This window comes from Paenibacillus lactis (assembly GCF_017873605.1).
GTDB classification, from domain to species: domain Bacteria; phylum Bacillota; class Bacilli; order Paenibacillales; family Paenibacillaceae; genus Paenibacillus_AQ; species Paenibacillus_AQ lactis.
In genome coordinates this window covers 171,862-193,920 of the sequence record NZ_JAGGKI010000005.1, presented here as the reverse complement: position 1 = coordinate 193,920, position 22,059 = coordinate 171,862, and the positions used below count along the sequence as shown (strand labels likewise).

Genomic DNA, 22,059 nt, shown 5'->3' with positions numbered 1-22,059 from the left:
AGGACCTTTCTCGTAGGCGACAAAACAACGAATCATTTCAGTATTTTACGATGATCGAATGAGGAGGCGGGATGCTCATGAGTCGGAAATTTCAGAACAGAACTGATCATTAGGCTTTGTGAAACTCGGTGGGACTGCGCCCGGTATGCTTTTTGAACAGGGTGGTAAAGTACGGAACATTCCGATATCCGACCCGCTCGGCGATTTCTGCAATCAGCAGTTTTTTCTCGATAACCATGCTCTTGGCTTTTTCCATTCGCACCCTGGTTAAATAATCGCCGAAGGTTTCACCTGTAAACTGGCGGAATATGGTACTGAGATAGTTTTTGGAGATATACACCTGGTTGGCCAGATCCTGAAGATGAATGTTCTCGGCGTAATGCTCATGAATGTATTGGATGATATATTCGACCGTTTCCTTATGCTTGAGGTTTTCATTGGGCGTGTAACGCGAACAGATTCGGCTCACTTTGTCCGCTACCCATGCCTTCCACTGCTGGGCATCTTCCAATTGCCCCAATTCTTTGGTCAAGTCCGTGAGAGAGAGCTCATCGTCGAGCCGGATGCCGGACTCGTACAGAGTAAAGGAGAGGATGGCGAACAGCTGTGTTCCGATGGCGGTTAGTTCGTCGGTCTGAAGCTGAGCCGCGCCGCTGTCCTTGCGGAAGAAGTCCTCCAGCGCCAGCAGTGCTCTAGGCTCGTCAAAGGTCCTTACTGCGTCGGCCATCTCCTGGAAAAACCGCACCGGACGTATGTTCCGTCGTGCTGAACGCCGAATGCCGCCTTCATTATATACGTAGACGCAGGGATGGGCGGAATCCGGTTCGCGCCGCTCGGCGAGTGCTTGGAAGGCTTCTTCGGTGGAATCGGAGATGGCAAGCCAGTTGTCCTTACGGAGACCGACACCGATATGCAGTTTGACCCTGAGGAATCGATGCACGGACGAAATGATTCGCCCTGCCAGCGCCAGAACTTCCAAGCGGAACGCTTCGGTCGGCCACGAAAGGGGCTTATACAACAGCAGCGCCATATGGTGACTATGCAGCTCCAGGAAATAGCTGCGCAGACCGTCCTGACCGGCCAGCTCCTCTACCGTGTTGCCCACGGCAAACCGGAACAGGTGCCAGTCCCGGACGGAGATCCCTTCCATACGTCCTTGGCGTTTAATTTCTAAAGCTAGCATCATGAATTGGGCATTCTTCCATCCCAGCCGGTCCAGCATACGGGAGGAATCCGTTAGCGGGGAAGAGGACCCTCCGATGAGCACGGATTTGACCCATTCCCTTTCCAGAAACGGCTCATACTGCATGAGTCGGTTTTGCAGCTCCCGCTCTCTGTTCTCCAACGCTCGGCGCTCCGTTAACTCGCGTGTGACGCGCTGCAGCACTTCCCGGATCGTTGCCGGTGAGGCCGGCTTGGGCAAATAATCGTCGACCTGAAGCCGCAGTGCCTTGCGAGCATATTCAAAATCCGAATACCCGCTCAAAATGATGATTTTGCCGGTATATTGCTGCTTACGGAGCTGTTCGATCATGTCGAGACCATTCATTACCGGCATATAGATATCCGTGATGACGATATCGGGCTTGCTTGACTCGATCAGCCGGAGTCCTTCTTCGCCATCCATGGCCTCCCCGACGGGCCGTACGCCGAGCTGCTCCCAAGGGATTAACCGGGACATGCCGCCGAGCGCTTGCCGGTCGTCATCCACGATAGCAATGGTCCACATGATTTTTTCCCCCTTCCTGATCCTGCTGTTGATCCAGCTTCGGCCAGTAGATCTCCGCTTCGGTGCCTGGCACATCGGCACGGTTGCGAAGCGTAACGCCAAAGGGCGGACCGAAATAAACCTGAATACGTTCCGTTACGTTGCGGATGCCGTATCCGCCCGTCGGATGGCGTTTCCGTGTTTTCCAGTCTTCGCGCAGCCCGATGCCGTCGTCCCGAATCCAAATCCGGATGCCTCGGTCCTCTTCCTGACATGTCAATTGGATCCGTCCTTGGCGTCTGCCATGAAAACCATGCATAACGGCGTTTTCCACAAAGGGCTGCAGGGTGAGTTTCGGAATCATCAGATGCTGTAAATCCTTCGGGCAATCGATGTGCCATTCCAATCCTTCGCCCCACTTGAACTGTTGGATTTTCAGATAGCAATCCACGTGCAAAAGCTCTTCCTGGATCGAAATCATGGATTCGCCGCCCGACAGGCCAATACGGAACATTTGCCCCATCAGCTCGAGCACGCGGCTGATTTTCTCTTGACCGGCTTCAAGCGCCATCCAGTTCAGCTGATCCAGGGTGTTGTAGAGAAAATGGGGGTTAATCATCGCTTGCAGCGCCTTAATCTCCGCTTCGCGCTGTGCCTTATACTGCTGCTCCAGCGACTGATACAGCGTTTCGATCCGCTCGGTGAGCTTGCGGTAGCCGCTGAACAAGCTGCCGAATTCGTTGCGGTATTCGTTGGGCAACGGCTGCCTGCGCTTCCCGGGATTGAACGCCTGCATCAGCTGAATCAGTTTCCGGATCGGCCGCGTGAAATTCCGGGAAAGGAACAATGTGAAGAACAGGGACAGCAAAATGGCGACGGCTCCCACAATAGCCATCGTCCACGCAAGGCGGACACCTCCGGTAGTAATTTCCTTCCAGGGCGTAAGCTCCACCAGCATCCAGCTGCCAGGGGATGTCCGGGACCATACGGTAAGCATGTTCTTCTCAGGCAGCGAGCCGGCGGCGGTCAGAAGATGACGCGCATGCCCAGTGTCTCCGCTGACCCGCTCCAGGATGGCGCTGATTTCCTCGGGAGGCGGAGCAATCCGGGTGTGCATGATCATCCGGCCGCCGGAGTCGAGCAGGAGCCGGCTGGCCAAGGAATTATCTTCCGTCAGAATGTCCTGCAAAAATTTGACCCGGACATTGATAATCAGAATTCCGTGGTTCACACCGTCAAGTGAAGTGATTTTACGGACAAAGCTGATCACCTGCTGTTTCCCCTGCGGCGAACCGACCTCACGCTGGCCGATCCAGAGAAAGTCGGATTTGTCGATGGCCGGATACCAGATCTCCCGGCTGGCTGTGGCCAGCGGGAGGTACTGAATGTTGGCGTTGGGATCGACCTGAAGCGGATCGTTCATATAAATCTGAAAAGAAAACATCGAGCGCGAGCTGTTCAGCATTGGCGCCAAATAATCCCGATTCAGCTCGTCCCTGGCCTTCTTGCGTGCATAATAATCTCCTTTCATTGTTAAATAGTTCACCAGAGGCGAGTTGATGGACACGGCTAGCGAGGTTTGCTCCACAGCGCTCATCTGGTCGGTAAGCTGTTTGTTGAGCTGCTGCAGCACCGCCTGCTGGTACATGGAGGCACTGTTCGCCTGCTCATCAGCCGAGAAGCGATAACTAACAATCATCATGATCGTGATGAGGACCGCGATAAAACCGGCAAAACTGAAGAAAAAAACGTAATCGATGCGAAACGTGCGAAACGGATTCATGCGTTTTCTCCTCCCCTTGGAAGCCATAAGGTCGCTGAACGCGCTGCTGCCTCATTGCCAACGTTGGCGGAAGCCGGATGATCGAGATGTCCGGCTTGGCCGCCGCCTGAAGAAGAGCTGGAAGAACACGCTACAGTATCCGTTTACCGCTCTGAAATCTATCCTTTCAGCCCGGATGTGGCAATCCCTTCCACGAAATGCTTTTGCGCCAGAAAGAAAATGACCACCGGCGGCAGCACGGAGAGCAGGGATACGGCAAGCAGCTGCCCCCATGGAACGGCTGACTGGGAGTCGATAAACATTCTGAGCGCGAGCGGGACCGTGTACTTATCCACGGTATTTAGATAAATCAGCGGCCCAAAGTATTCGTCCCAGCCCCAAATGAACGAGAATATCGTTACCGTGATGAGCGCAGGCAGGGTCAGCGGCATTACGATGCGCAGATAAATGCCGAACCAGGAGCAGCCGTCGATTTTCGCGGACTCATCGAGCTCTCGCGGAATGCTGCGGATGAACTGGACAATCAGGAAAATAAAGAAGGCTCCGCCCATGGCTGAAGGGACGATCAGCGGCAGATAGGTATTGATCCAGTCGAAGGAATGGAACATCGTATACTGCGGGATGAGCGTGACCTGTCCCGGAAGCATCAGGGTCATCAGCAGGATGGAGAACCATAACCCCTTCAGCGGGAAGTTCAGCCTAGCGAAGCCAAAAGCCACCAGGCTGGCTGAAATGACATGAATGATCGTGGTCGCCACATTGAGCTTAAGGCTGTTCATAAAGAAGCGTGTAAATGTATACTTGGGCAGTGCCATCCAGCCTTCCGTATAATTTTGCCACAACCATACTTTGGGGAACAGAGTGGGTAGACTGATTTCCGGTGTTGATTTGAAGGAGGCGCCGATCCACCACAGGACGGGATAAAACATCACAAAACAGAATGCAATCATCAGCACATGGACCAGCCAGTTTTGTTTATTATGAGCACCTGTCATTTGCGACCCTCCGTTTCGGTTTCGTAGAAGACCCAGTATTTAGACGCGATAAAATTAAGCGCCGTGGCGATGCCAATGATAACGAGCAAGATCCAGGCCAAGGCTGATGCGTAGCCCATCTGCAGGGATCCGAAGGCTTTATTGTACAGAAACAGGGCGAACATCTCGGTTGAATTGACCGGTCCTCCATTCGTGACCACAAATGCCGATGTGAACATCTGGAATGCGTTGATGATGCCCATGATCAGATTAAAGAGGATAACCGGTGATAACATAGGCAGGGTAATCCGGATAAACTTGCGAAGCGGCGAGGCCCCGTCCACGGATGCGGCTTCATATAACTCGCTTGGGATTTGCTTAAGGCCGGCAAGGAAAATAATCATCGACGAGCCGAACTGCCATGCCGTTAGAAGTACCAGGGTGCCGAGGGCGGTGGAGGGGGTGCCAATCCAGTTTTTGGGGGCGATTCCGACCCATATCGCGAGCTGATTAATGAAGCCGTTCAGACCGAAAATATTGCGCCACAGTACGGCGACCGCCAAGCTTCCGCCGATCAGGGAAGGCAGGTAAATGATCGTTCGGTAGAAGGATATGCCCCGAATGTTCCGGTTGAGCAGCAGGGCTATAGCCAGCGCTACCAACAGTTTCAGCGGCACAGAAGCGATCACGTACAGAAATGTCACTTTCAATGAATTGAAGAAGAGCCGGTCGTGAGCAATATCCTGAAAGTTTTTGATACCGATCCAGCGGGCCGGCTCCAACAGCGAATATTCGGTGAAGGATAGATAGAAGGACTGAATAATGGGCCACAGCTGTAAAATGAGAAAGCCCAGCAGCCAGGGGGCGATGAACAGGTAACCGGCTAGCGGAGCGTTCCAGCGCCCTTTGAATGTTTTGTTGGCAACCGCTTCCATGCCTTTGTACAGTCCGGCCTTGTCCGGCGTCTGCACCGTTTGTGCATTCATGATTAATCACCTCTCGCCTATTGATAGCTCCCATTGTATCTTGATGAAAATTAGGCCTGTAGGCGATAGATGTACAAATTCTTTCATTATTGAATGATTTAGGATGAGATCGGGAGATAGTGCAGAGATAAGATCTTTCTTGGATTCGACGCCAAAAAAAGAACATGCCGCGACGTTATAGATACGCGCTGCTGTTTGAGTAGGAATTAGGAGGGCAGAGGCGTGGTGTTGTGCTGGATAATCGCCGGCAAACTTCCGATATGATCCAAATTCTGGCGTGATATAATGATTCTAGCTTTGGCAATAGTCCATTTTGCTTTTTAATAATTGAGGTTCCCTCTTTTCGCTATTGAGGAATATGTAATTGCTGATATAATCCTTGAAAAGAGAAAAGCAGAAACGAAGCAGAAAAAGGAGAGGGAGCAGCAATGAACTCGATAATTGAATTGAACGACGTAACCTGGAGACGGGAGCAGAAGACTGTGCTGTCCGGGGTCAATTGGACCGTCAAACCGGGGGAGCATTGGGCCGTTCTGGGTTTGAACGGGTCAGGCAAGACAACGATCCTGAATATGATTAACGGTTACATCTGGCCGACAAGCGGCAGCGTTTCCGTACTCGGCCACCGTTTCGGTACGGTAGATTTAAGAGAACTCCGGAAATCAATCGGCTGGGTGAGCTCCTCGCTCCAGGAGCGGATCCGCCCGAACGAATCGACGATTGACGTTGTCATCAGCGGCAAGCACGCCTCCATTGGTTTATATCAGAAGATTGATGAGGACGACCGGGCGCAAGCGGAACAGCTGATGAAGGATTTTAATTGTTATCATCTGCTTGGACGTACATATGAAACCTGTTCGCAAGGGGAGAAGCAAAAGCTGCTGATTGCCAGAGCTCTGATGGCATCCCCGAGACTGCTGATTCTTGATGAAGCCTGCAACGGGCTGGATTTTCTGTCTCGGGAAGCGCTATTGTCCAGCATTACGGCGCTTGCCTCGAAGCCGGATGCTCCGACGCTTCTGTTCGTGACGCATCATATTGAAGAAATATTGCCGATTTTTTCGCATTCCCTTTTAATCCGGCGGGGAAGCGTGTTTAACCAGGGAAGCTCCAAGGATATGCTGACCAGCGGCAATCTGACCGCCTTCTTCGAAACGCCGGTCGAAGTGAGCTGGCAGAACGAGCGGGCCTGGATGTCGATTCCCGATTTATCATAGGCAAACTTTCGTGAAAATCAGGGTGTCACTTACAAGCTCAGAAGTACGCTTGCTCATTCGTTTGATGGAGGCTGCTTAACGGCACCTGCGGTTCTATTTGATGTCTAGGGAGTGTTGCGGAATTGACAAATCCAACGATTGCTAGCTTAAGGCTGTCGTCCCAGGGGATCGGGAACAAGAAGTTTAATACACCGGAACAAGTCGTAAAAGGATTAGGCGCGGTTCAAGCCCAGGATTTCGGCCAGGCGGTCTGGGGAGTTGGTTTGCGAACGGCTTCCGCCGGGCTGCCGGATGTAGAGCTGGCAATTGCTGAGCGGAAAATCGTGCTTACCTGGCCGATGCGGGGAACGATTTTTATGGTGCCGGCCGAGGATGTTCTATGGATGCAGAAGCTGACCGCCCCTCGATTACAAGCTCATGACAAGCGGAAACAGGCGGAGCTCGGACTCGATGGAGAAATACTGAAGCGCTGCAGAAGCTTAATCGAAAGAGCGCTGCATGATGGAACTCCCGTACCACGCCCGGATTTGATGACGGTTCTGGAGGAAGACGGCATCTCGACGAAGAATGGCTTGGGGAACTATGTCCTTGGATATTTGAGCCGGAACGGCATGCTCTGCTTTGGACCGCGGGAAGGCAATCAACAAACCTTTGTTTTGCTCGAAGCATGGGTCGGTCAATTAAAGGAGCTGACAACCGAGGAAGCTTTGGCCGAGCTTGCCCTGCGTTACTTTACCGGGCACGGTCCTGCTACGGTTCAGGATTTTGCATGGTGGACCGGGCTTTCGCTGTCTGAAGCAAAGCGCGGCGTGGAGTCTGTTTCGAATGTTCTGCAGAAGATCAAGCTCGACAACGCAGTTTATTGGATGTCGGCTTCCTTACCGGAGCATCAGCAGGAGCAGCCAGCTGTCCACCTTTTACCGGGATTCGATGAGTATTACTTGGGCTATAAGGCGCGGGATGCCGTAATTGAACCGGAACACGATCCGAAGATCGCGCCATATCGCAACGGAGTGTTTCAGCCAATGATCGTTGTGGACGGCCGAATTGCCGGCGTATGGAGGAGGGAGATCAAGCGTAACGGAGTCGAGGTCACTTTTGCGCCTTTTACTCCCCTTGAAGAACGGAAGGAGGATATTCTCGCGGCCGCCCAGGGATATGCCAAATTTCTGGGTCTACCGCTGATTGTAAGCGACATATAGCAAGAAAAGGCTCATCATTTTCGAATAAAGGAGCGGAAGGTACATGGAAGCACTCGATCGATTGAAATCATTGATCACAGAAGTAACAGAGCTCGTTGAGGCCATGACGGAGGAGGCGTTTACTCGGAAACCGTCTATCGAGAAGTGGTCGAAGCAGGAAATTCTTGGCCATCTATGCGACTCCGCGCTGAATAATCATCAGCGGTTCGTACGGTTTCTGTTGTCCGATAAACCAATCCACATTCAGGGATATACGCAGGACGACTGGGTTCGTCTTCAGGGGTATCAAGACCAATATCAGCCGGGTGAGGTTCTTACATTGTGGCGGGAGCTGAACCGGATGATCGTTCGTGTCATGCAGCAGGCGGGGGAAGCTGATTACCGCAAAAAAGGCATCCTTGACGATGGCACGGAGGTTACGCTGGAGTGGCTGTTCGATGATTATATCGAGCACATGATTCACCATAAGAAGCAGCTCGAAGCATAAGGGGATCACTGGATGTATACCGTGATCAACCTCGGCCTGCGGTTTGTGCTGGAAATAATTTACTAGTGAACCGGTACATCATTATCCGGTGGAAAATGCAGCCTTGAACACAGAATACTCGAGAAGTGAGGGATTGTGTTGGCAACCATTGGTTTCGTCCGTCATGGGTTAACTGACTGGAATGCACTGGGCCGCGCCCAAGGACTTAGCGATATTCCGCTTAACGGTGAAGGAAGACAACAAGCCAAATTATTAGCTGAAAGATTGAAGAACGGGCCGTGGGAGGCGATCGTTACGAGTACGTTAATTCGGGCGAAGGAGACGGCCGAAATCATTGCGCATGAGCTAGGTGTGCGGGATGTTATCCAGGAGCACTGCATCCGCGAGATCGATTGCGGTCTGATCGAGGGAACGACAGAAGAACAGCGGATTCAAACCTGGGGGCAGCAGTGGCGGGATCTTGATTTGAGGATGGAGCCCTATGAGGCTGTCGCGGCAAGAGGAAGCCGATTCGTGAATGACATATCGAACAAGCTTAATCACCAATACATCCTCGCAGTAAGCCATGGCGCGGTCATTGGCTTAACCTTGCAATATCTGATGCCCCATCGTTTTAGAGCCACCTACATCGATAACGCTTCTCTAACCGTCATCACCCAAGTCGGCGACCATTGGGAATGTTCGCTGTATAACGACATAAGACATTTGCAGAAGGATAGTATTGCATATACCTATGAACCGACCAACCGAAACGAGGTGTCTCCATGAGTTACCATATAAGAGTACGGCCCACGGCATTAGTGATTCAAGATGAGCGGATCCTGCTGGTCGAGTATTCGGATGCGAACGGGATTCATTACAATCTGCCCGGTGGCGGGGCAGAGCCCGGCGAAACCATTACCGACGGCGTGCTGCGGGAGTTATATGAAGAGACTACGATAACAGCTGTTGCCGGCCCAATCGCCTTTGTGTACGAATACGCCCCGCATCATCATTCCGGTAATAATACGTCGAATATCCATACGTTATATATTGTCTTGGAATGCTGCCCTCAGGCTGGTTCTGTGGCCAGGCTGCCTGATATTCCCGATCCTGACCAATCCTCCGTACGGTGGATCCCCCTTTCACAATTGGATGACATCGTGCTGTACCCCAACATCAAACAACATATTAAGAAATACGCAACGGAACGTAAAAATATTGAATTGATCGAGGATCATCAGTTGGAGCCTTATTTTAATCCATGAAATCCCGATATCGAATTGAGTGGTCTTGGCCTTTATTAATCGCATACTCCTTACTGCTTGCCTACTGGATGCTTTGGGGTTATGGAAGGACACGGCTGCTGGAGTACAGCTACAATATCATTCCACTTGCTACCATCCGTCACTACATTCCGATTCATTCCATGGAAGCTCTCATCAATATTGCCGGAAACATCGGTGTGTTTCTCCCGTTCGGTGTGCTCATTCCGCTGGCAATTCAAGCCGGCTTTGCCAAGACCATCGCTTATTTTCTGCCTGGAATTTTACTGCTCGAGCTTATACAACTCATTACTCGCCGGGGGAGTCTGGATGTTGACGATGTGATCTTGAATACGATCGGCGTTATGATCGGCTACGGTCTTCTTCGAACCATCGGGTACATATGGAGACGTGCAGACAGATGACAAATAAGTGGATTAAGCTGCCACGCAGGGGCAAGACCTCCACCCGCGGTCCATCAGGATACCATGACAGAACGGCTTTCACGATAACGTGTTAGCTGTTCTTTTTTATGCACAAATCTGGCCTGTACGCTTAATCCGTGTGGGAAATCATGGAAAACCTGTTGTTGGATGAACGGAAGAAGTTTACAATGAAGGGAGTGGAAAATATTGTGATATAGGATACATGGTGATACCTGCTGTTACAGGAGTACGAGGTTCAATGCCCAGATGAAGCGGGTTGAAGAGTGGATCACATCACATAGCAATCCTTAAAAAGTCGTATGAGGAGGGATGTTGTGCATAATCGGACGCTAGGCGCAGTATTCATCGGTATATCCGTGGTGCTCTTCGGAATCCGTTATTTGACCGCTGCCATCATAACGATAAATTCACAAGTGTATATCCTTTTCGATGAAGCTCTACAAGACGTAGGAAAGGCTCCTGTGATACTGAGCATAATCAGCTTGGCGATCGGGCTATACCACGTCTATGGTTCGTATTTGTTCAATGGTATAAGAAGGATTTAAATCGGATCGAGAGCAACTGGAAGGAACTTGATGAATCTGGCAGTGAAGGGCGGAATCCTTAACAGCGGATACCTGATCGATGAGGGGGATGCGTTATGAATGAAGAAGCGGGCTTTTGGATACGTTTTGGGGCCTGGTTGTTGGATGCCCTGATCGTCTCTTTACCAATAAGCATTCTATTTGGAATACTGACAGGCGATTTCGAAAATGAACCGATCAGCAATTTTTTGTTAGCCTTGTACGGCATCCTGGTACCCGTTTACTGGAAAGGGTACACGGTCGGGAAGCGGATATGCGGCATTCGAATTCGCAAATACGATACGCTGAATCCGCCGGGCATTGGAACGATGCTGCTTCGCAATGTCGTTGCCGGACTCGTGTATATATTGACATTTGGGATTGGTTTCATCGCCAGCATCTTGATGGTGGCACTGCGGGAGGACAAACGCGCCATTCATGATTTCATTGCAGGCACGGAAGTTGTAAGGGGTTAGCCATGCGGAAACCTGCCTACATCAGTCTCATGATCGCATTGGTCACACTCATTATCACTGGCTGCATTATGGAAAATTCAGACCGGTCTAAACCGCCGGTTAGCGAAGCGGAAACGGTCGAGGCCGTTCATGACCGCAAGCTCATTCCGATCGCGTATGCGCAGCTTGCTTATACGAAAACCTCACCGGATTACGTATGGGAGTTTCGGACGGACAATCAAGTGGATCAGGATATTCAAGAACAATACGAAGCGCAGCACAACCGCGTTCCGGGAGCCAGCGTGCTCAAGGAAACCGAAGAAGAGATTTATTTGATGATCCATGCAGGAAAGCATCCCTCTTCCGAAGGCTTCGAGATTGTGTCGATGAGCATTGCGGAAGCGGACGGAGCTCAACCTGCCAGCCTTTTCATCGAGCTATCGCCATCTCATGACGAGGTAACCGAGGGTTACCCGGGTGAAGCGAACGTTACTGCGCTTATTCGCATGAACAAAAAGGAGTGGCCGGAAGATTTCGTGCTTCGTAGCATTCGGATGACAGGAGTGTGATACCATGAATAGCAACTGGAAAGGCATTGTATTCGACATGGACAACACGCTGCTGCGGTCGAGCATTGACTTTAACGCCATGAAATGGGCGATTTACACTTTTCTTGTAGACCATCGGGTGCTCCCGCAAGGTCTGTCTATGGACACCCATACGACCTCTACGGTCATCGCGGAGGCGATGCAGACCGGTCATATGACGGATGAACTGTCCCGGCGCATGTGGGATATCGCCAAACAGCATGAGATCAAGGGGATGGCCGGCGCCGAGCTTGAAGATGGCGCGCTGGAGTTGATCCGTCATTTGCATGGAAGTTTACATTTGTCCATAGTTACGAATAATGCGCGGGATGCAGCCCTGACGGCTTTGGAGGAGAACGGAATCGCATCGTATTTTGACCTGATCGTGGGAAGAGAACAGATGGGTTCCTTAAAGCCTGCACCGGATGGCTACTTGCGGGTGCTGGAGTTTTTTGCGCATACCACTCCAAGCCAATGGCTCTCTGTTGGCGATGCATGGGTGGACGGCAAAGCGTCCGAGTGTGCCGGCATACCGTTCATTGCCTACCGGGGAGATATCTCCAAAATGAATCGCATGGGCGTTCAGCCATTGGCGGACATTCAGGATATTCGGGACGTCATGGCGTTTGTGCAGTAGCATATGGGTTATGATTCGGGAAGCTTTTTTTCATTGGATCTCATAAAAAAGCTGCAAACTCCTGCGTGTCTCCATCTACACCACATGGTTGGGACTCAGGCTTAGACATCATCATATTACTACAAGGAGGCTTATCCGATTGAACCATCAAGCATTTATTACAGACCTGGACGGGACGCTTCTAAGGTCGGATCAGACGCTCTCCCCTTATACGTTGGAAACCATCGAGGCAGCGCTGCAGCATGATGTTGTCGTTACATTCGCAACGGCGCGCGGATATGTCAGCGCTATGCAAGTTGTTGCGGACATTCCTTGGAAGCACCCTCTGATCCTGTATAACGGGGCTTTGATCTATAACGGCCATAATGGGACGGTCATTGACGGGTATTGGCTGGATCACAAAATTTCGAGCGATATCATCCGGATCGGAAAGAAACACGGGCTGACGCCTTTTTACTTTTCATTGGATGCCGATCACCGGGAACGCGTGCTCCATGAAACGCTTTGCCGGGAGGGAGAGACTGCATTTTATCAAAGCCGCGTGAATGATCCGAGATTTATGGAGGTAGCAGCCTTACATTGTCCAGAGGGGCACCGAACATTGGCCCTGACGTATATTGGCCTGTTCGATGAGCTGGAGCCGATTCGCCGGGAGGTCAACGATTGTTTCGGAGATGTGGTGCATGCGCATATGATGCCGGACTATTACATAAGAAATCATTACTTTTTGGAATTCAGCCACGTGAATGGGAACAAACGGGACGGGCTTCGCCTATGGGCTGATCATATGGGGATTCCGCTCCAGAACACAGTTGTCTTCGGTGATCATCTCAATGACCTGGGGCTGTTTGAAGCGGGCGGCACCCGAATTGCCGTGCGGAACGCGCACGAGCGAATCCAGGAATTGGCGGATCTGGTGGTGGATTCGAACGATGCCGACGGGGTGGCGCGCTACATCCGGAAGCAGCTGGAGCTAGCAGGTACGGAGGATGCATTACGGATGGATGCCGGTTTATAGCCTTGAATAAGGAAGGAGCGAAACCTATGAAGAAAATTGAGGATGCTTTCGAGCCTTTCCCGGAACTTGAGACGGATCGGACCCGTCTAAGACGCATCCGCTGGGACGATCTTGAGGACATGTACGATTATTGCTCCGTGCCGGAGGTCTCGAAGTACACGGTGTGGGACGTCCATCAATCCCGTGATGATACGAGGCGGTTTATCGAATTTATCATGCAGCGCTACGATCAGCAAAAGGTCGGCCCCTGGGGCATCGAGGACAAGCAATCAGGCGCTTTGATTGGAACCTGCAGCTTCATCCAATGGGATAACCGGAGTCAGAAGGCCGAGCTAGGTTATGTTCTCTCGAACCGTTATTGGAATCGTGGCTACATGACCGAGGCGATTGGCCGCGTTATCGAATTCGGTTTTAACCGATTGCAGCTGGTACGGATTGAGGCCAAATGCCATCCGGACAATGCGGGCTCCTTCCGGGTGATGGAGAAGACCGGCATGAAGCAAGAGGGCAGGCTGCGCTCGTATTTGAAGGTAAAGGACCGGTTCGAAGATATTTTGATCTATTCCATCCTTAATCCGTCCCTTGTGCAAAATTAACCTTCACCAGCTCGGCAAATGCCGAGAACGCCTTGCTGCCAAAGCGGTCATTGCGACGAACCAGGCTGGTCGTTGCATGGCGGAACGCCTCCGGCACCGGAAAACTGTTCAGGTCCGCATATTCCTCCGAGAGCACGGAACTTGGAAGAAGGGTGGATGCCAGTCCGGATCTTACGATGCTTAACAGCGTATCCAGCGACGAAACCTCAATCATGTTCGTTAAAGGGATGCTTTCGCTCCGCAGCCATGATTCCAGCGCCTGGCGAAAGGGGCAGCCAACGGGAGACACCACCCACTTAGTCCGTGACAGATCGGGTAGGGAGGGAGCGTTCCATGTTGTCAGCAGACGAACCTCATCCTGCTCGCTGTACTCGGTGACCAGCTTCGCCGAAGGAAATTCTCCGGTTACAAACGCTCCGTCCAGCTGATAATTCAGAAGCTTGGAGATGAGGTCCGGCGAGCTTCCGGTAATGAAGCTGAGGCTGACATTCGGATATTTCGCCTGGTAATCGGAAAGAGCCCGAATAAAACTGCCGCAGTGAAGGGTATCGACAATCCCGATCGATAGGCTTCCGCTTGGATACGGAGCGTCCTCCATTGCGTGCACCGCTTCCTCTGAAAGACGAATAATCGAATACGCATATTCCCGGAATAGCGCCCCCTTCTCCGTAAGCGTCACCCCATGCGGCTGCCGGTTAAACAGCAAAACGCCCAGCTCTGCTTCCAGCTTTTTGATCCGTGCCGTTACGTTGGATTGAACGTACCCTAGTCCTTCAGCTGCACGCGATATGTTTCCTTCCTCTGCTATCTTCACAAAAATTTTCAGATCCGTTAATTCCACGGTCCTCACCTCCGCAAGTGGTATCAATAAAATTGATGCTGCCATAATTATCTATCATTATACTTAATTCCAGATTTTGATTACAATCACTACATCACATAACACTGGCATCGATGATGTTCAAAATCATGTGATGGAGGGGAGTGTAAAGATGAGAAAAGCATGGTGGCTTTTATTGCTTGCTGGCGCTCTGGAGGTCGTGTGGGTATCGGGGCTTAAGCATTCCGAGCTGTGGTGGCACTGGCTGATAACCGTCGCCTCCATAATATTCAGTTTCAAGGTGTTTCTTGAATCGGCGGCCAAGCTGCCGATCGGGACCGTATATGTCATTTTTACAGGCCTCGGAACGGCAGGGACCGTCATCGCTGAGATCCTCGTATTCGGAGAACAGGCCAACCCGCTGAAACTCCTGTTCATTGCAGGTCTGGCGGCAGGCGTGCTTGGGCTTAAGCTGGTCACGAAGGATTCCGAGGCGGGCGGAAAGGAGGCTGATGCGTAATGGAATGGATCGCCCTGGTCGGAGCCGGCCTGTGTGAAGTGCTTGGCGTTATCGCACTGAGACGGGTAACCCTTAACCGCACGCTCGGTTCGTATCTCTTTCTGGCAATCGCCTTGGGCTCCAGCTTCCTGCTGCTGACTTTGTCCATGACAAAGATATCCATGGGCACCGCCTATGCCATATGGACAGGGATGGGGACGGCCGGAAGTACGCTGCTCGGAATGTTTGCCTTCGGGGAACCGAAGGAAGGACGCCGGCTTTTGTTCATCGGACTGATTCTGGTTTCTGCAATCGGTCTGAAGACACTTTCGTAAGCCATATTAAAGCCAGGTCACCTTCCGCATAATTTCGAAGAACGTCAGCAGGATAATGCCCTACCTGTATCGAAATTACAATCGTTTGGGTTCTATAACTTTATCGTTTAGATGCCGAATGGATGAATCGTTGTATTTTTTATATGGAAAGGGCAGGTGTATGTCATGAAATTTAGCGAGTATCACTACGAGCGGCCTGACGTCAAAGCTTTCGAACAGAAATTTAAGGAGCTGCTGGATGCCTTCACATCCGCCGGATCATATGAAGAGCAGGATCAGGCAATGAAAGGAATCAACAAGCTTCGCAGCGAGTTCGATACGCTCCAGCAGATCGCAAGCGTTCGGCATTCGATCGATACCAACGACGAATTCTATAAAGCGGAGCAGGACTTCTTCGATGAGAACGGTCCGGTCGTTCAGGAATATATTACGGATTATTATCGGGCGCTGGTCGGCTCCAAGTTCCGCAGCGAGCTGGAGAAGAAATGGGGCCGTCAGCTGTTCCAGCTGGCTGAGCTCTCCCTGAAGACGTTCAGCCCTGAGGTGATTGAGGACCTGCAGCAGGAGAACAAGCTGACGACGGAATATGCGAAGCTGATCGCCTCCGCCAAAATCCAGTTCGAGGGCGAGGAACGCACGCTGTCCCAGCTGATTCCGTTCCAGCAATCGACGGATCGCGATATGCGCAAACGCGCCATGGAAGCATCGAGCGGCTTTATGGCTGAGAACGAGGAGACCTTCGATCGCATTTATGATGATCTGGTCAAGGTCAGAACGAAAATCGCGAAGAAGCTGGGTTTCAAGAATTATGTTGAGCTCGGCTATGCACGGATGGCCCGCACCGATTACAATGCCGAGATGGTAGCGAACTTCCGGAGCCAGGTACTGGAGCATATCGTTCCTGTAGCATCGAAGCTCAAGGAACGGCAGAAGAACCGGATTGGCGTAGACCAGCTGCTGTATTATGATGAGAACTTTGCGTTCAAATCGGGAAATGCAACGCCGAAGGGGGATCCCGAGTGGATCGTTGAGAACGGAGCGAAGATGTATGCCGAGCTGTCCCCTGAGACGAAGGAATTCTTCACCTTTATGCAGGAGAACGGCCTGATGGACCTCGTTGCGAAGAAGGGCAAGCAAAGCGGCGGATATTGTACCTATATCAGCGAATATGGGGCGCCGTTCATCTTCTCCAACTTCAACGGTACGTCCGGGGATATCGACGTGCTTACGCATGAAGCGGGGCATGCCTTCCAAGTTTACGAGAGCCGCAGCTTCGCCGTGCCGGAGTACAGCTTCCCGACCTATGAGGCTTGCGAGATTCATTCGATGAGCATGGAGTTCTTCACCTGGCCGTGGATGGATCTGTTCTTCAAGGAGGAAGTCGACAAATACCGCTTCGAACATTTGGCAAGCGCGTTGATCTTTATCCCGTACGGCGTGACGGTGGATGAATTCCAGCATTTCGTCTACGAGAACCCGGATGCGACGCCGGCTGAGCGGAAGCAGGCATGGCGCGAAATCGAGCGCAAATATTTGCCTCACCGCAATTACGCGGATAACGCCTATTTGGAGCAAGGGGGCTTCTGGCATAAGCAGGGGCATATTTTCAACACCCCGTTCTATTATATCGATTACACGCTGGCCCAAATCTGCGCATTCCAGTTCTGGAAGAAGATGCATGAGAACCGTGAGGAAGCATGGAAGGATTACCTCCATCTGTGCCGTCAAGGCGGCAGCAAGTCCTTCACGGAGCTGGTGAAGGTTGCGGGATTGATCTCGCCGTTCGAGGACGGCTGTGTCACGTCGGTCATCGGCAGCATTGAGGCTTGGCTTGATAGCGTGGACGATACCAAGCTCTAATAGAAATTTTGTACACATGCAGGAGAACAGCGGTCGGCTTCCTATGCCTCGTTGCTTTTCCTGCATGTTCTTTGAATAGAGAACAATTACATCGGCATCGCTGATGCTGCTTATGAAGGGGGATTTATCGCATGATTACGTATAAACCGCTGAGCGAGCTTCCGGTGAAGGAAGCCTCCGAGATATGGAATCGCTCGTTCGAAGGTTATATGGTCCAGGCATCCATGCCGCTTGACCGTTTTATTGCCCGAGCAAGCCATTTAGGACTGTGTATGGAAAGGTCGCTTGCCTGCTTTGTGGACGGGCACCCGGCCGGCATCGTCATGAACAGCTTCCGGGAGGTAGATGGGAAGAAGCTGGCGTGGAACGGAGGAACGGCCGTTGCACCGGAATACCGCGGCAAAGGCATTGGCTTGTCCATGATGGAGCGAAATTCGGAGCTTTATGAGGAGCTTGGAATTCAACGCGCCTATCTGGAAGCAATAAGCACGAACGCCGCAGCCATTAAGCTGTATGAACGGGTAGGCTATACCGTCATCGACAGACTTTTGATCATGTCCGCGGAAGGCACGTTAGCAGATAACGCTCAGGAATCCTCGGATGCCTATACGGTTACCCGCGGGCAAGCGGGAGAATTGAGAGCGGTTCCTTTCTACCGGTCCGGCGATGTGTGGCAGAATGATCTTCCTTGCATTCAGGACGGCGAATGCGTCCTCGTCTATGCAGGGAAGGAAATGGTGGGCTATGCTTTGTTTAAGCGAGCCTTCGACCCGAGCGGAAAGCCCGCGTCGATTACGCTGTTCCGTTGTGAAGCAGCCCCTGGCCATGCTGACGTCAAGGGGGTCATTGCCTCGGCGTTGTCGGAGGTGTATCAGCCTGAGCTTGCGGTGAGACGTTCTGCCTTCAATATCCGGGCATCCCAAGAAGCGTTGGTGCAGTCTCTTGAGCAGCTGGGACTTGCCACGTCCATGGAACAGGTGCTGATGGTCCGCCATTACGGGAACTGACTTGGGGCAGGGATAGGATAGACCCGCAATGGTTTTTGAACGGTAAGCCATGGATCGGAGGAGGTTGGACAGCAAATGAAAAGGGACATCGATTGGGACCAGTATCCGGCACTATCGAACGACATTCATTGGGGCGTTGTAAAGGCGCGGTATGTGTGCGACGACGAGCTCGATGAAGGCTTGGTCAGCAATGTGACCATCCTCCCCTTTGCGGGGGATCGGTGCGTCGTCTTTCAGGTTGCGGACGGAAGCTGGGAGCTTCCTGGAGGGACGTTGGAGCCGGGAGAAGGATATATGGATGCCTTGCGCAGGGAAGTGAGGGAGGAGTTGGGCGCAGAGCTGGAATCCTTCCGGCTGATCGGACAGTTTCACTGCGAATCGAGCGCTCCCGGCCCGTTTCGGCCCCATATTCCGCACCCCCGTTTTGTTCGAGCGGTCGGTTACGGGGAGGTGAGGCTCGCATTCGAGCCGCTTAACCCGGAGGGAGCCGAGCAGGTTATCGCTGTGGAGACCGTGGAGCTGGACGAAGCAGTCCGAAGGTTCGTTCAGAATGGACGGGACGATATCGCCGAGCTATACCGACTTGCCTATGCTTGCAGGAAGCGGGACAGGGAAGAAGCTGACTGAAGATATTTTATTATTAACCGTACATTTACGTCGTACCACCTAGGGGAGTAGATATGAGAATGGAAGAGCAGCTGATTCGTCTAGTGACGGTATGGTCCGGCGAGATTCCTGTCTCTATAACGCCAATGTCGTTCGGGCATACCAATCAGGTGTTTGCCGCAGTCTTCGCTCACCGGGAGTTGATTATCCGGACGAATACGGAGCCAGAGGTACTGGCATATACGGGGAACAACTTGAGCATTCTCGCCAGGCTCGGCTTGCCGGTACCAGCTGTTCTTGCGGTCGATCTTACCAAGAAGCAGGTTCCGTGGGCTTACATGATCCTTGAGAAAATCCCCGGACAGGATTTGCGCGACGAGCTTGCTGCTATGAGCAGAGAGCAGATGCGCGTGTTAGCCGGACAGATCATCTCATTTCAACACCAAGCAGCCAAGCTCCCTGAAGGGAAAGGCTACGGATGGGTACCCATCGGTCGGCCGGGGCCGTATGCCTCTTGGTCCGAAATCATTGAGCGGGATTACGATCGTCATCTTCCTCATATCCTGGATGACATCGACCAGGAGCTTATTGGCAGGCTGGCTTCCATCAAGGAGCATTATGAGCCTTACTTTAAGAGAGTCCGGCCGATCTGTTTTCTGGATGATGTGACGATCAAGAATGTTATCGTACGGGATGGGGAACTGCAGGGGATCGTGGACTTCGACTGGGTCTGTTACGGAGATCCGCTGTATATGATCGGCCTCACCCAGACAGCCGTTGTTTCCGATATTGGTCCTGCTGGCATGCCTTATATCGAGGAGTTGTGCACCCAATGGGGCGCCGATGCGGACCAGCTGGCCGTCATCGATTTCTATTCAATGGTTCACGCACTGCAGTTTATCGGCTTTCACAAGAAGAACGGCAGCGATCCGGAGCGCAAGCGCCTTCGTTCCTTCCTGATCGATAAAATAGTCAATATGCCAATAAAACCGCATGAGCCCAAATAGGGTTCATGCGGTTCTCTGCATTCTCAAGCTAAGCTATACTAAAACCTAAAGGTAAACCAAACTGGACGAGAAGGCTTTGCCGCACTGCCCGAGGAAGGACTAGGAGGCGGTAAATCCGACCGGGGCTTTGTCTCTTTCCTTCGTATCGACCGCTACGTATCGGATCGCGGACAACGGAATGTACAGCATTTCATACTCATCCTTGTATTTAATGAATGTGTCCTCGATTTCCTCAAGTGTACCTCCGCTAACGCAGCCTCCGTCAATAAAATGAACGGCCGCCTGTTGTTTCAGCAAATGCTTCAGCATCATCGTGAGCTTCACTCCTTTAATTTATAGTGCCATGGACTCGTGAGCAATGGACCGGGGCATGTTGTTCACTGATCGAACCGTGTTTCATTACAGCTTGGTTACGATCTCATCAATGATCCCGTATTCCAGCGCTTCCTCTGCGGTCATGAAATAATCGCGGTCCATATCCCTCTCCACCCGTTCGGCTGGCTGCCCCGTACGCTCGGCCGTAATTTGAACCAGCTTCTCGCGGGTCTTCAGAATTCGTTTGGCGGTGATGGCAATATCGCTGGCCTGACCTTGGACGCCACCAAGCGGTTGATGGATCATAATCTCGCTGTTCGGAAGAGCCAGCCGTTTGCCTTTCGCACCGGCAAGCAGGAGAATCGCGCCGTAGGAAGCGGCAAATCCTGTGCAGATGGTGCTGACTTGTGGTTTGATGATCTGCATGGTATCGTAAATTCCAAAGCCTGCGGATACGGAACCTCCAGGACTGTTGATGTACATATGAATATCCCTGTCCGGATCCTCTGCCGCCAGGAACAGCAGCTGGGCGATAACACTGTTCGCCACGGCGTCATCAATCGCCGCTCCAACGAATATAATACGGTCCTTCAGCAGCCTGGAATAAATATCGTAAGACCGCTCGCCCCGACTCGTCTGCTCAACCACATATGGTATTACGCTCATGTCTTTTCCCTCCGTATTCATTCAAATTTCGTGATTCAGCAAGTAAACGATCCAGCCTGCGAAAAAGGTACGAAAGAAGCAGAAAAAAAACTTTCGATATCCGAGTAACGATATGCAGCTTTCGTTCGTTTACTTATAAGATAACCTGACGATAATCGTATACAAAGGAGTTGGCCGCCGATGACCATCTATCGACCGGGTGGCACAGAATCAGATACGGGTTACAGCCTCCCGGAGCTGAATGCAACGTTGCACCGGTACTGTCTGTCGCTTACAAGATCTGATTGGGATTCGGATGATCTCATGCAGGATACCTGGATTAAGGTGCTGGAAAATATGAAGGACCGAACCCATATGAACCCCGAGGCGCTGCTGCTGCGAATCGCGAAAAACACCTGGATTGACCGGGTGCGCAGGGAGGGCATTTACCGCCGGATTTTGGAGGATAAGCTGGAGCAGCTCCTCCCCACAGAATCCGATGCCCGGGAGGAAAATGCGCTCCATTTAGAAGTGACGTTTCAATTGTTGTTCAAGCATTTGTCGCCGCTGCAGCGGACGGTGCTGCTGCTTCGGGATGTCTATGAGTACAGCAGCGCGGAAACGGCTCAAATACTGGAGACGACGGAAGGCGCTGTGAAGGCTGCACTTCATCGGGCGCACAAGGTTCTCCGTGACTTGGACCCCGAAGAAGAGCTGCTTCTGGACACGCCGGAGGATGAGGAGATGGCCGTAAACCTGCAAGCATTGGCGATTGCCTACCAAGCAGGCGATGTTGAGACTGCCGTCAGGCTCATCCAATGGAACAGCAGCGAAGTCAGCGCAATCGGCATTGCACCGCTGCAGGCTCAATCCCCAAGCGCCAATGCGCTGATGCAATACAGCTGGGGCTATCAGCCGCAAGCGCTGATGGCGGCATAAGTATAGACTGCTTAACCTACCCATTATTCGATGAAAAACCAGAGCGAGCTCTGGTTTTTTTGCGTTCGATCATGAGAAAAATTTCATTAAATCAAACTTGTAATTTATTGGCGGGGACCCAGG

At 51.9% G+C, this 22,059-nt stretch carries 25 protein-coding genes; 18 read left to right on the top strand and 7 right to left on the bottom strand.

Annotated elements, in window-relative coordinates; translation table 11 throughout:
- Positions 1-109: 109 nt before the first annotated feature.
- The 4 genes from J2Z18_RS11815 to J2Z18_RS11800 all read right to left on the bottom strand — a co-directional run bounded on the left by J2Z18_RS11815 (position 110) and on the right by J2Z18_RS11800 (position 5,451).
- Entirely contained in the window at positions 110-1,729 is a 1,620-nt protein-coding gene (locus tag J2Z18_RS11815; protein WP_210094736.1) for a response regulator transcription factor, read from the bottom strand.
- On the bottom strand, positions 1,704-3,491 hold the full coding sequence (locus J2Z18_RS11810) for a cache domain-containing sensor histidine kinase (protein WP_210094735.1): 1,788 nt from the start codon (positions 3,489-3,491) through the stop codon (positions 1,704-1,706). Before J2Z18_RS11810 ends, J2Z18_RS11815 begins: the two co-directional genes overlap by 26 nt.
- A gap of 158 nt (positions 3,492-3,649) precedes the next feature.
- Positions 3,650-4,486, bottom strand: a complete 837-nt coding sequence (locus tag J2Z18_RS11805; RefSeq protein WP_210094734.1) for a carbohydrate ABC transporter permease — start codon at positions 4,484-4,486, stop codon at positions 3,650-3,652.
- Entirely contained in the window at positions 4,483-5,451 is a 969-nt protein-coding gene (locus J2Z18_RS11800; RefSeq protein ID WP_210094733.1) for a carbohydrate ABC transporter permease, read from the bottom strand. The genes J2Z18_RS11805 and J2Z18_RS11800 overlap by 4 nt, the downstream gene beginning before the upstream one ends.
- Before the next feature lie 428 nt (positions 5,452-5,879).
- Between J2Z18_RS11800 and J2Z18_RS11795 the strand changes: the two genes are divergently transcribed.
- The 11 genes from J2Z18_RS11795 to J2Z18_RS11745 all read left to right on the top strand — a co-directional run bounded on the left by J2Z18_RS11795 (position 5,880) and on the right by J2Z18_RS11745 (position 13,903).
- The gene (locus J2Z18_RS11795) at positions 5,880-6,668 is read left to right on the top strand and encodes an ABC transporter ATP-binding protein (RefSeq protein WP_007127967.1); all 789 of its coding nucleotides are present in this window, start codon (positions 5,880-5,882) and stop codon (positions 6,666-6,668) included.
- A gap of 122 nt (positions 6,669-6,790) precedes the next feature.
- Positions 6,791-7,870, top strand: a complete 1,080-nt coding sequence (locus tag J2Z18_RS11790; RefSeq protein ID WP_210094732.1) for a winged helix DNA-binding domain-containing protein — start codon at positions 6,791-6,793, stop codon at positions 7,868-7,870.
- Between the two features lie 43 nt (positions 7,871-7,913).
- Positions 7,914-8,357 carry a DinB family protein gene (locus J2Z18_RS11785; protein WP_210094731.1) on the top strand — a complete coding sequence of 148 codons (444 nt, stop codon included), beginning with the start codon at positions 7,914-7,916 and terminating at the stop codon, positions 8,355-8,357.
- 138 nt (positions 8,358-8,495) lie between these two features.
- Complete coding sequence (locus J2Z18_RS11780; protein WP_210094730.1) at positions 8,496-9,125, top strand: histidine phosphatase family protein; 630 nt, start codon at positions 8,496-8,498, stop codon at positions 9,123-9,125.
- Entirely contained in the window at positions 9,122-9,604 is a 483-nt protein-coding gene (locus J2Z18_RS11775) for an NUDIX domain-containing protein (protein ID WP_007127972.1), read from the top strand. Before J2Z18_RS11780 ends, J2Z18_RS11775 begins: the two co-directional genes overlap by 4 nt.
- Positions 9,601-10,026 carry a VanZ family protein gene (locus J2Z18_RS11770; RefSeq protein ID WP_210094729.1) on the top strand — a complete coding sequence of 142 codons (426 nt, stop codon included), beginning with the start codon at positions 9,601-9,603 and terminating at the stop codon, positions 10,024-10,026. Before J2Z18_RS11775 ends, J2Z18_RS11770 begins: the two co-directional genes overlap by 4 nt.
- Before the next feature lie 661 nt (positions 10,027-10,687).
- Positions 10,688-11,086, top strand: a complete 399-nt coding sequence (locus tag J2Z18_RS11765) for an RDD family protein (protein ID WP_210094728.1) — start codon at positions 10,688-10,690, stop codon at positions 11,084-11,086.
- Positions 11,087-11,088: 2 nt separating this feature from the next.
- Positions 11,089-11,634, top strand: coding sequence for a hypothetical protein (locus tag J2Z18_RS11760; protein WP_007127976.1), 546 nt, complete (start codon positions 11,089-11,091; stop codon positions 11,632-11,634).
- Between the two features lie 4 nt (positions 11,635-11,638).
- Positions 11,639-12,289, top strand: a complete 651-nt coding sequence (locus J2Z18_RS11755; RefSeq protein WP_007127977.1) for an HAD family hydrolase — start codon at positions 11,639-11,641, stop codon at positions 12,287-12,289.
- Positions 12,290-12,428: 139 nt separating this feature from the next.
- On the top strand, positions 12,429-13,307 hold the full coding sequence (locus J2Z18_RS11750; protein WP_007127978.1) for a Cof-type HAD-IIB family hydrolase: 879 nt from the start codon (positions 12,429-12,431) through the stop codon (positions 13,305-13,307).
- 26 nt (positions 13,308-13,333) lie between these two features.
- Positions 13,334-13,903 (top strand): GNAT family N-acetyltransferase, encoded by a 570-nt coding sequence (locus J2Z18_RS11745; protein ID WP_007127979.1) that lies wholly within the window; start codon positions 13,334-13,336, stop codon positions 13,901-13,903.
- Here the strand turns inward: J2Z18_RS11745 and J2Z18_RS11740 are convergent.
- Positions 13,878-14,744: a LysR family transcriptional regulator gene (locus J2Z18_RS11740; RefSeq protein ID WP_007127980.1), complete on the bottom strand. Its 867-nt coding sequence runs from the start codon at positions 14,742-14,744 to the stop codon at positions 13,878-13,880. The genes J2Z18_RS11745 and J2Z18_RS11740 overlap by 26 nt on opposite strands.
- Before the next feature lie 151 nt (positions 14,745-14,895).
- On the opposite strand from J2Z18_RS11740, the gene J2Z18_RS11735 reads away from it, so the two are divergent.
- From J2Z18_RS11735 to J2Z18_RS11710, 6 genes are all read left to right on the top strand, one after another.
- Entirely contained in the window at positions 14,896-15,243 is a 348-nt protein-coding gene (locus tag J2Z18_RS11735) for a DMT family transporter (RefSeq protein ID WP_007127981.1), read from the top strand.
- The gene (locus J2Z18_RS11730) at positions 15,243-15,557 is read left to right on the top strand and encodes a DMT family transporter (protein WP_007127982.1); all 315 of its coding nucleotides are present in this window, start codon (positions 15,243-15,245) and stop codon (positions 15,555-15,557) included. The genes J2Z18_RS11735 and J2Z18_RS11730 overlap by 1 nt, the downstream gene beginning before the upstream one ends.
- A 165-nt stretch (positions 15,558-15,722) precedes the next feature.
- Complete coding sequence (locus J2Z18_RS11725) at positions 15,723-17,417, top strand: M3 family oligoendopeptidase (protein WP_007127983.1); 1,695 nt, start codon at positions 15,723-15,725, stop codon at positions 17,415-17,417.
- Positions 17,418-17,548: 131 nt separating this feature from the next.
- On the top strand, positions 17,549-18,424 hold the full coding sequence (locus J2Z18_RS11720; RefSeq protein WP_007127984.1) for a GNAT family N-acetyltransferase: 876 nt from the start codon (positions 17,549-17,551) through the stop codon (positions 18,422-18,424).
- A 75-nt stretch (positions 18,425-18,499) separates the two neighbouring features.
- On the top strand, positions 18,500-19,051 hold the full coding sequence (locus J2Z18_RS11715) for an NUDIX hydrolase (protein WP_007127985.1): 552 nt from the start codon (positions 18,500-18,502) through the stop codon (positions 19,049-19,051).
- A 53-nt stretch (positions 19,052-19,104) separates the two neighbouring features.
- On the top strand, positions 19,105-20,037 hold the full coding sequence (locus tag J2Z18_RS11710; RefSeq protein ID WP_007127986.1) for a phosphotransferase family protein: 933 nt from the start codon (positions 19,105-19,107) through the stop codon (positions 20,035-20,037).
- A 99-nt stretch (positions 20,038-20,136) separates the two neighbouring features.
- Here the strand turns inward: J2Z18_RS11710 and J2Z18_RS11705 are convergent, their stop codons facing one another.
- The gene (locus tag J2Z18_RS11705; protein WP_007127987.1) at positions 20,137-20,349 is read right to left on the bottom strand and encodes a hypothetical protein; all 213 of its coding nucleotides are present in this window, start codon (positions 20,347-20,349) and stop codon (positions 20,137-20,139) included.
- Between the two features lie 87 nt (positions 20,350-20,436).
- Positions 20,437-21,018, bottom strand: a complete 582-nt coding sequence (gene clpP, locus J2Z18_RS11700; protein ID WP_007127988.1) for an ATP-dependent Clp endopeptidase proteolytic subunit ClpP — start codon at positions 21,016-21,018, stop codon at positions 20,437-20,439.
- Positions 21,019-21,198: 180 nt separating this feature from the next.
- Here clpP and J2Z18_RS11695 point away from each other — a divergent pair, with 180 nt between their 5' ends.
- Positions 21,199-21,936: an RNA polymerase sigma factor gene (locus J2Z18_RS11695; RefSeq protein ID WP_007127989.1), complete on the top strand. Its 738-nt coding sequence runs from the start codon at positions 21,199-21,201 to the stop codon at positions 21,934-21,936.
- Positions 21,937-22,059 lie beyond the last annotated feature (123 nt).

Bases quoted from the DNA above. Each gene is read 5' to 3' on its own strand.
- J2Z18_RS11815 (WP_210094736.1), bottom strand. From the start codon at position 1,729: ATGTGGACCATTGCTATCGTGGATGACGACCGGCAAGCGCTCGGCGGC.
- J2Z18_RS11810 (WP_210094735.1), bottom strand. From the start codon at position 3,491: ATGAATCCGTTTCGCACGTTTCGCATCGATTACGTTTTTTTCTTCAGT.
- J2Z18_RS11805 (WP_210094734.1), bottom strand. From the start codon at position 4,486: ATGACAGGTGCTCATAATAAACAAAACTGGCTGGTCCATGTGCTGATG.
- J2Z18_RS11800 (WP_210094733.1), bottom strand. From the start codon at position 5,451: ATGAATGCACAAACGGTGCAGACGCCGGACAAGGCCGGACTGTACAAA.
- J2Z18_RS11795 (WP_007127967.1), top strand. From the start codon at position 5,880: ATGAACTCGATAATTGAATTGAACGACGTAACCTGGAGACGGGAGCAG.
- J2Z18_RS11785 (WP_210094731.1), top strand. From the start codon at position 7,914: ATGGAAGCACTCGATCGATTGAAATCATTGATCACAGAAGTAACAGAG.
- J2Z18_RS11775 (WP_007127972.1), top strand. From the start codon at position 9,122: ATGAGTTACCATATAAGAGTACGGCCCACGGCATTAGTGATTCAAGAT.
- J2Z18_RS11770 (WP_210094729.1), top strand. From the start codon at position 9,601: ATGAAATCCCGATATCGAATTGAGTGGTCTTGGCCTTTATTAATCGCA.
- J2Z18_RS11765 (WP_210094728.1), top strand. From the start codon at position 10,688: ATGAATGAAGAAGCGGGCTTTTGGATACGTTTTGGGGCCTGGTTGTTG.
- J2Z18_RS11760 (WP_007127976.1), top strand. From the start codon at position 11,089: ATGCGGAAACCTGCCTACATCAGTCTCATGATCGCATTGGTCACACTC.
- J2Z18_RS11755 (WP_007127977.1), top strand. From the start codon at position 11,639: ATGAATAGCAACTGGAAAGGCATTGTATTCGACATGGACAACACGCTG.
- J2Z18_RS11745 (WP_007127979.1), top strand. From the start codon at position 13,334: ATGAAGAAAATTGAGGATGCTTTCGAGCCTTTCCCGGAACTTGAGACG.
- J2Z18_RS11735 (WP_007127981.1), top strand. From the start codon at position 14,896: ATGAGAAAAGCATGGTGGCTTTTATTGCTTGCTGGCGCTCTGGAGGTC.
- J2Z18_RS11730 (WP_007127982.1), top strand. From the start codon at position 15,243: ATGGAATGGATCGCCCTGGTCGGAGCCGGCCTGTGTGAAGTGCTTGGC.
- J2Z18_RS11725 (WP_007127983.1), top strand. From the start codon at position 15,723: ATGAAATTTAGCGAGTATCACTACGAGCGGCCTGACGTCAAAGCTTTC.
- J2Z18_RS11720 (WP_007127984.1), top strand. From the start codon at position 17,549: ATGATTACGTATAAACCGCTGAGCGAGCTTCCGGTGAAGGAAGCCTCC.
- J2Z18_RS11715 (WP_007127985.1), top strand. From the start codon at position 18,500: ATGAAAAGGGACATCGATTGGGACCAGTATCCGGCACTATCGAACGAC.
- J2Z18_RS11710 (WP_007127986.1), top strand. From the start codon at position 19,105: ATGAGAATGGAAGAGCAGCTGATTCGTCTAGTGACGGTATGGTCCGGC.
- J2Z18_RS11705 (WP_007127987.1), bottom strand. From the start codon at position 20,349: ATGATGCTGAAGCATTTGCTGAAACAACAGGCGGCCGTTCATTTTATT.
- clpP (WP_007127988.1), bottom strand. From the start codon at position 21,018: ATGAGCGTAATACCATATGTGGTTGAGCAGACGAGTCGGGGCGAGCGG.
- J2Z18_RS11695 (WP_007127989.1), top strand. From the start codon at position 21,199: ATGACCATCTATCGACCGGGTGGCACAGAATCAGATACGGGTTACAGC.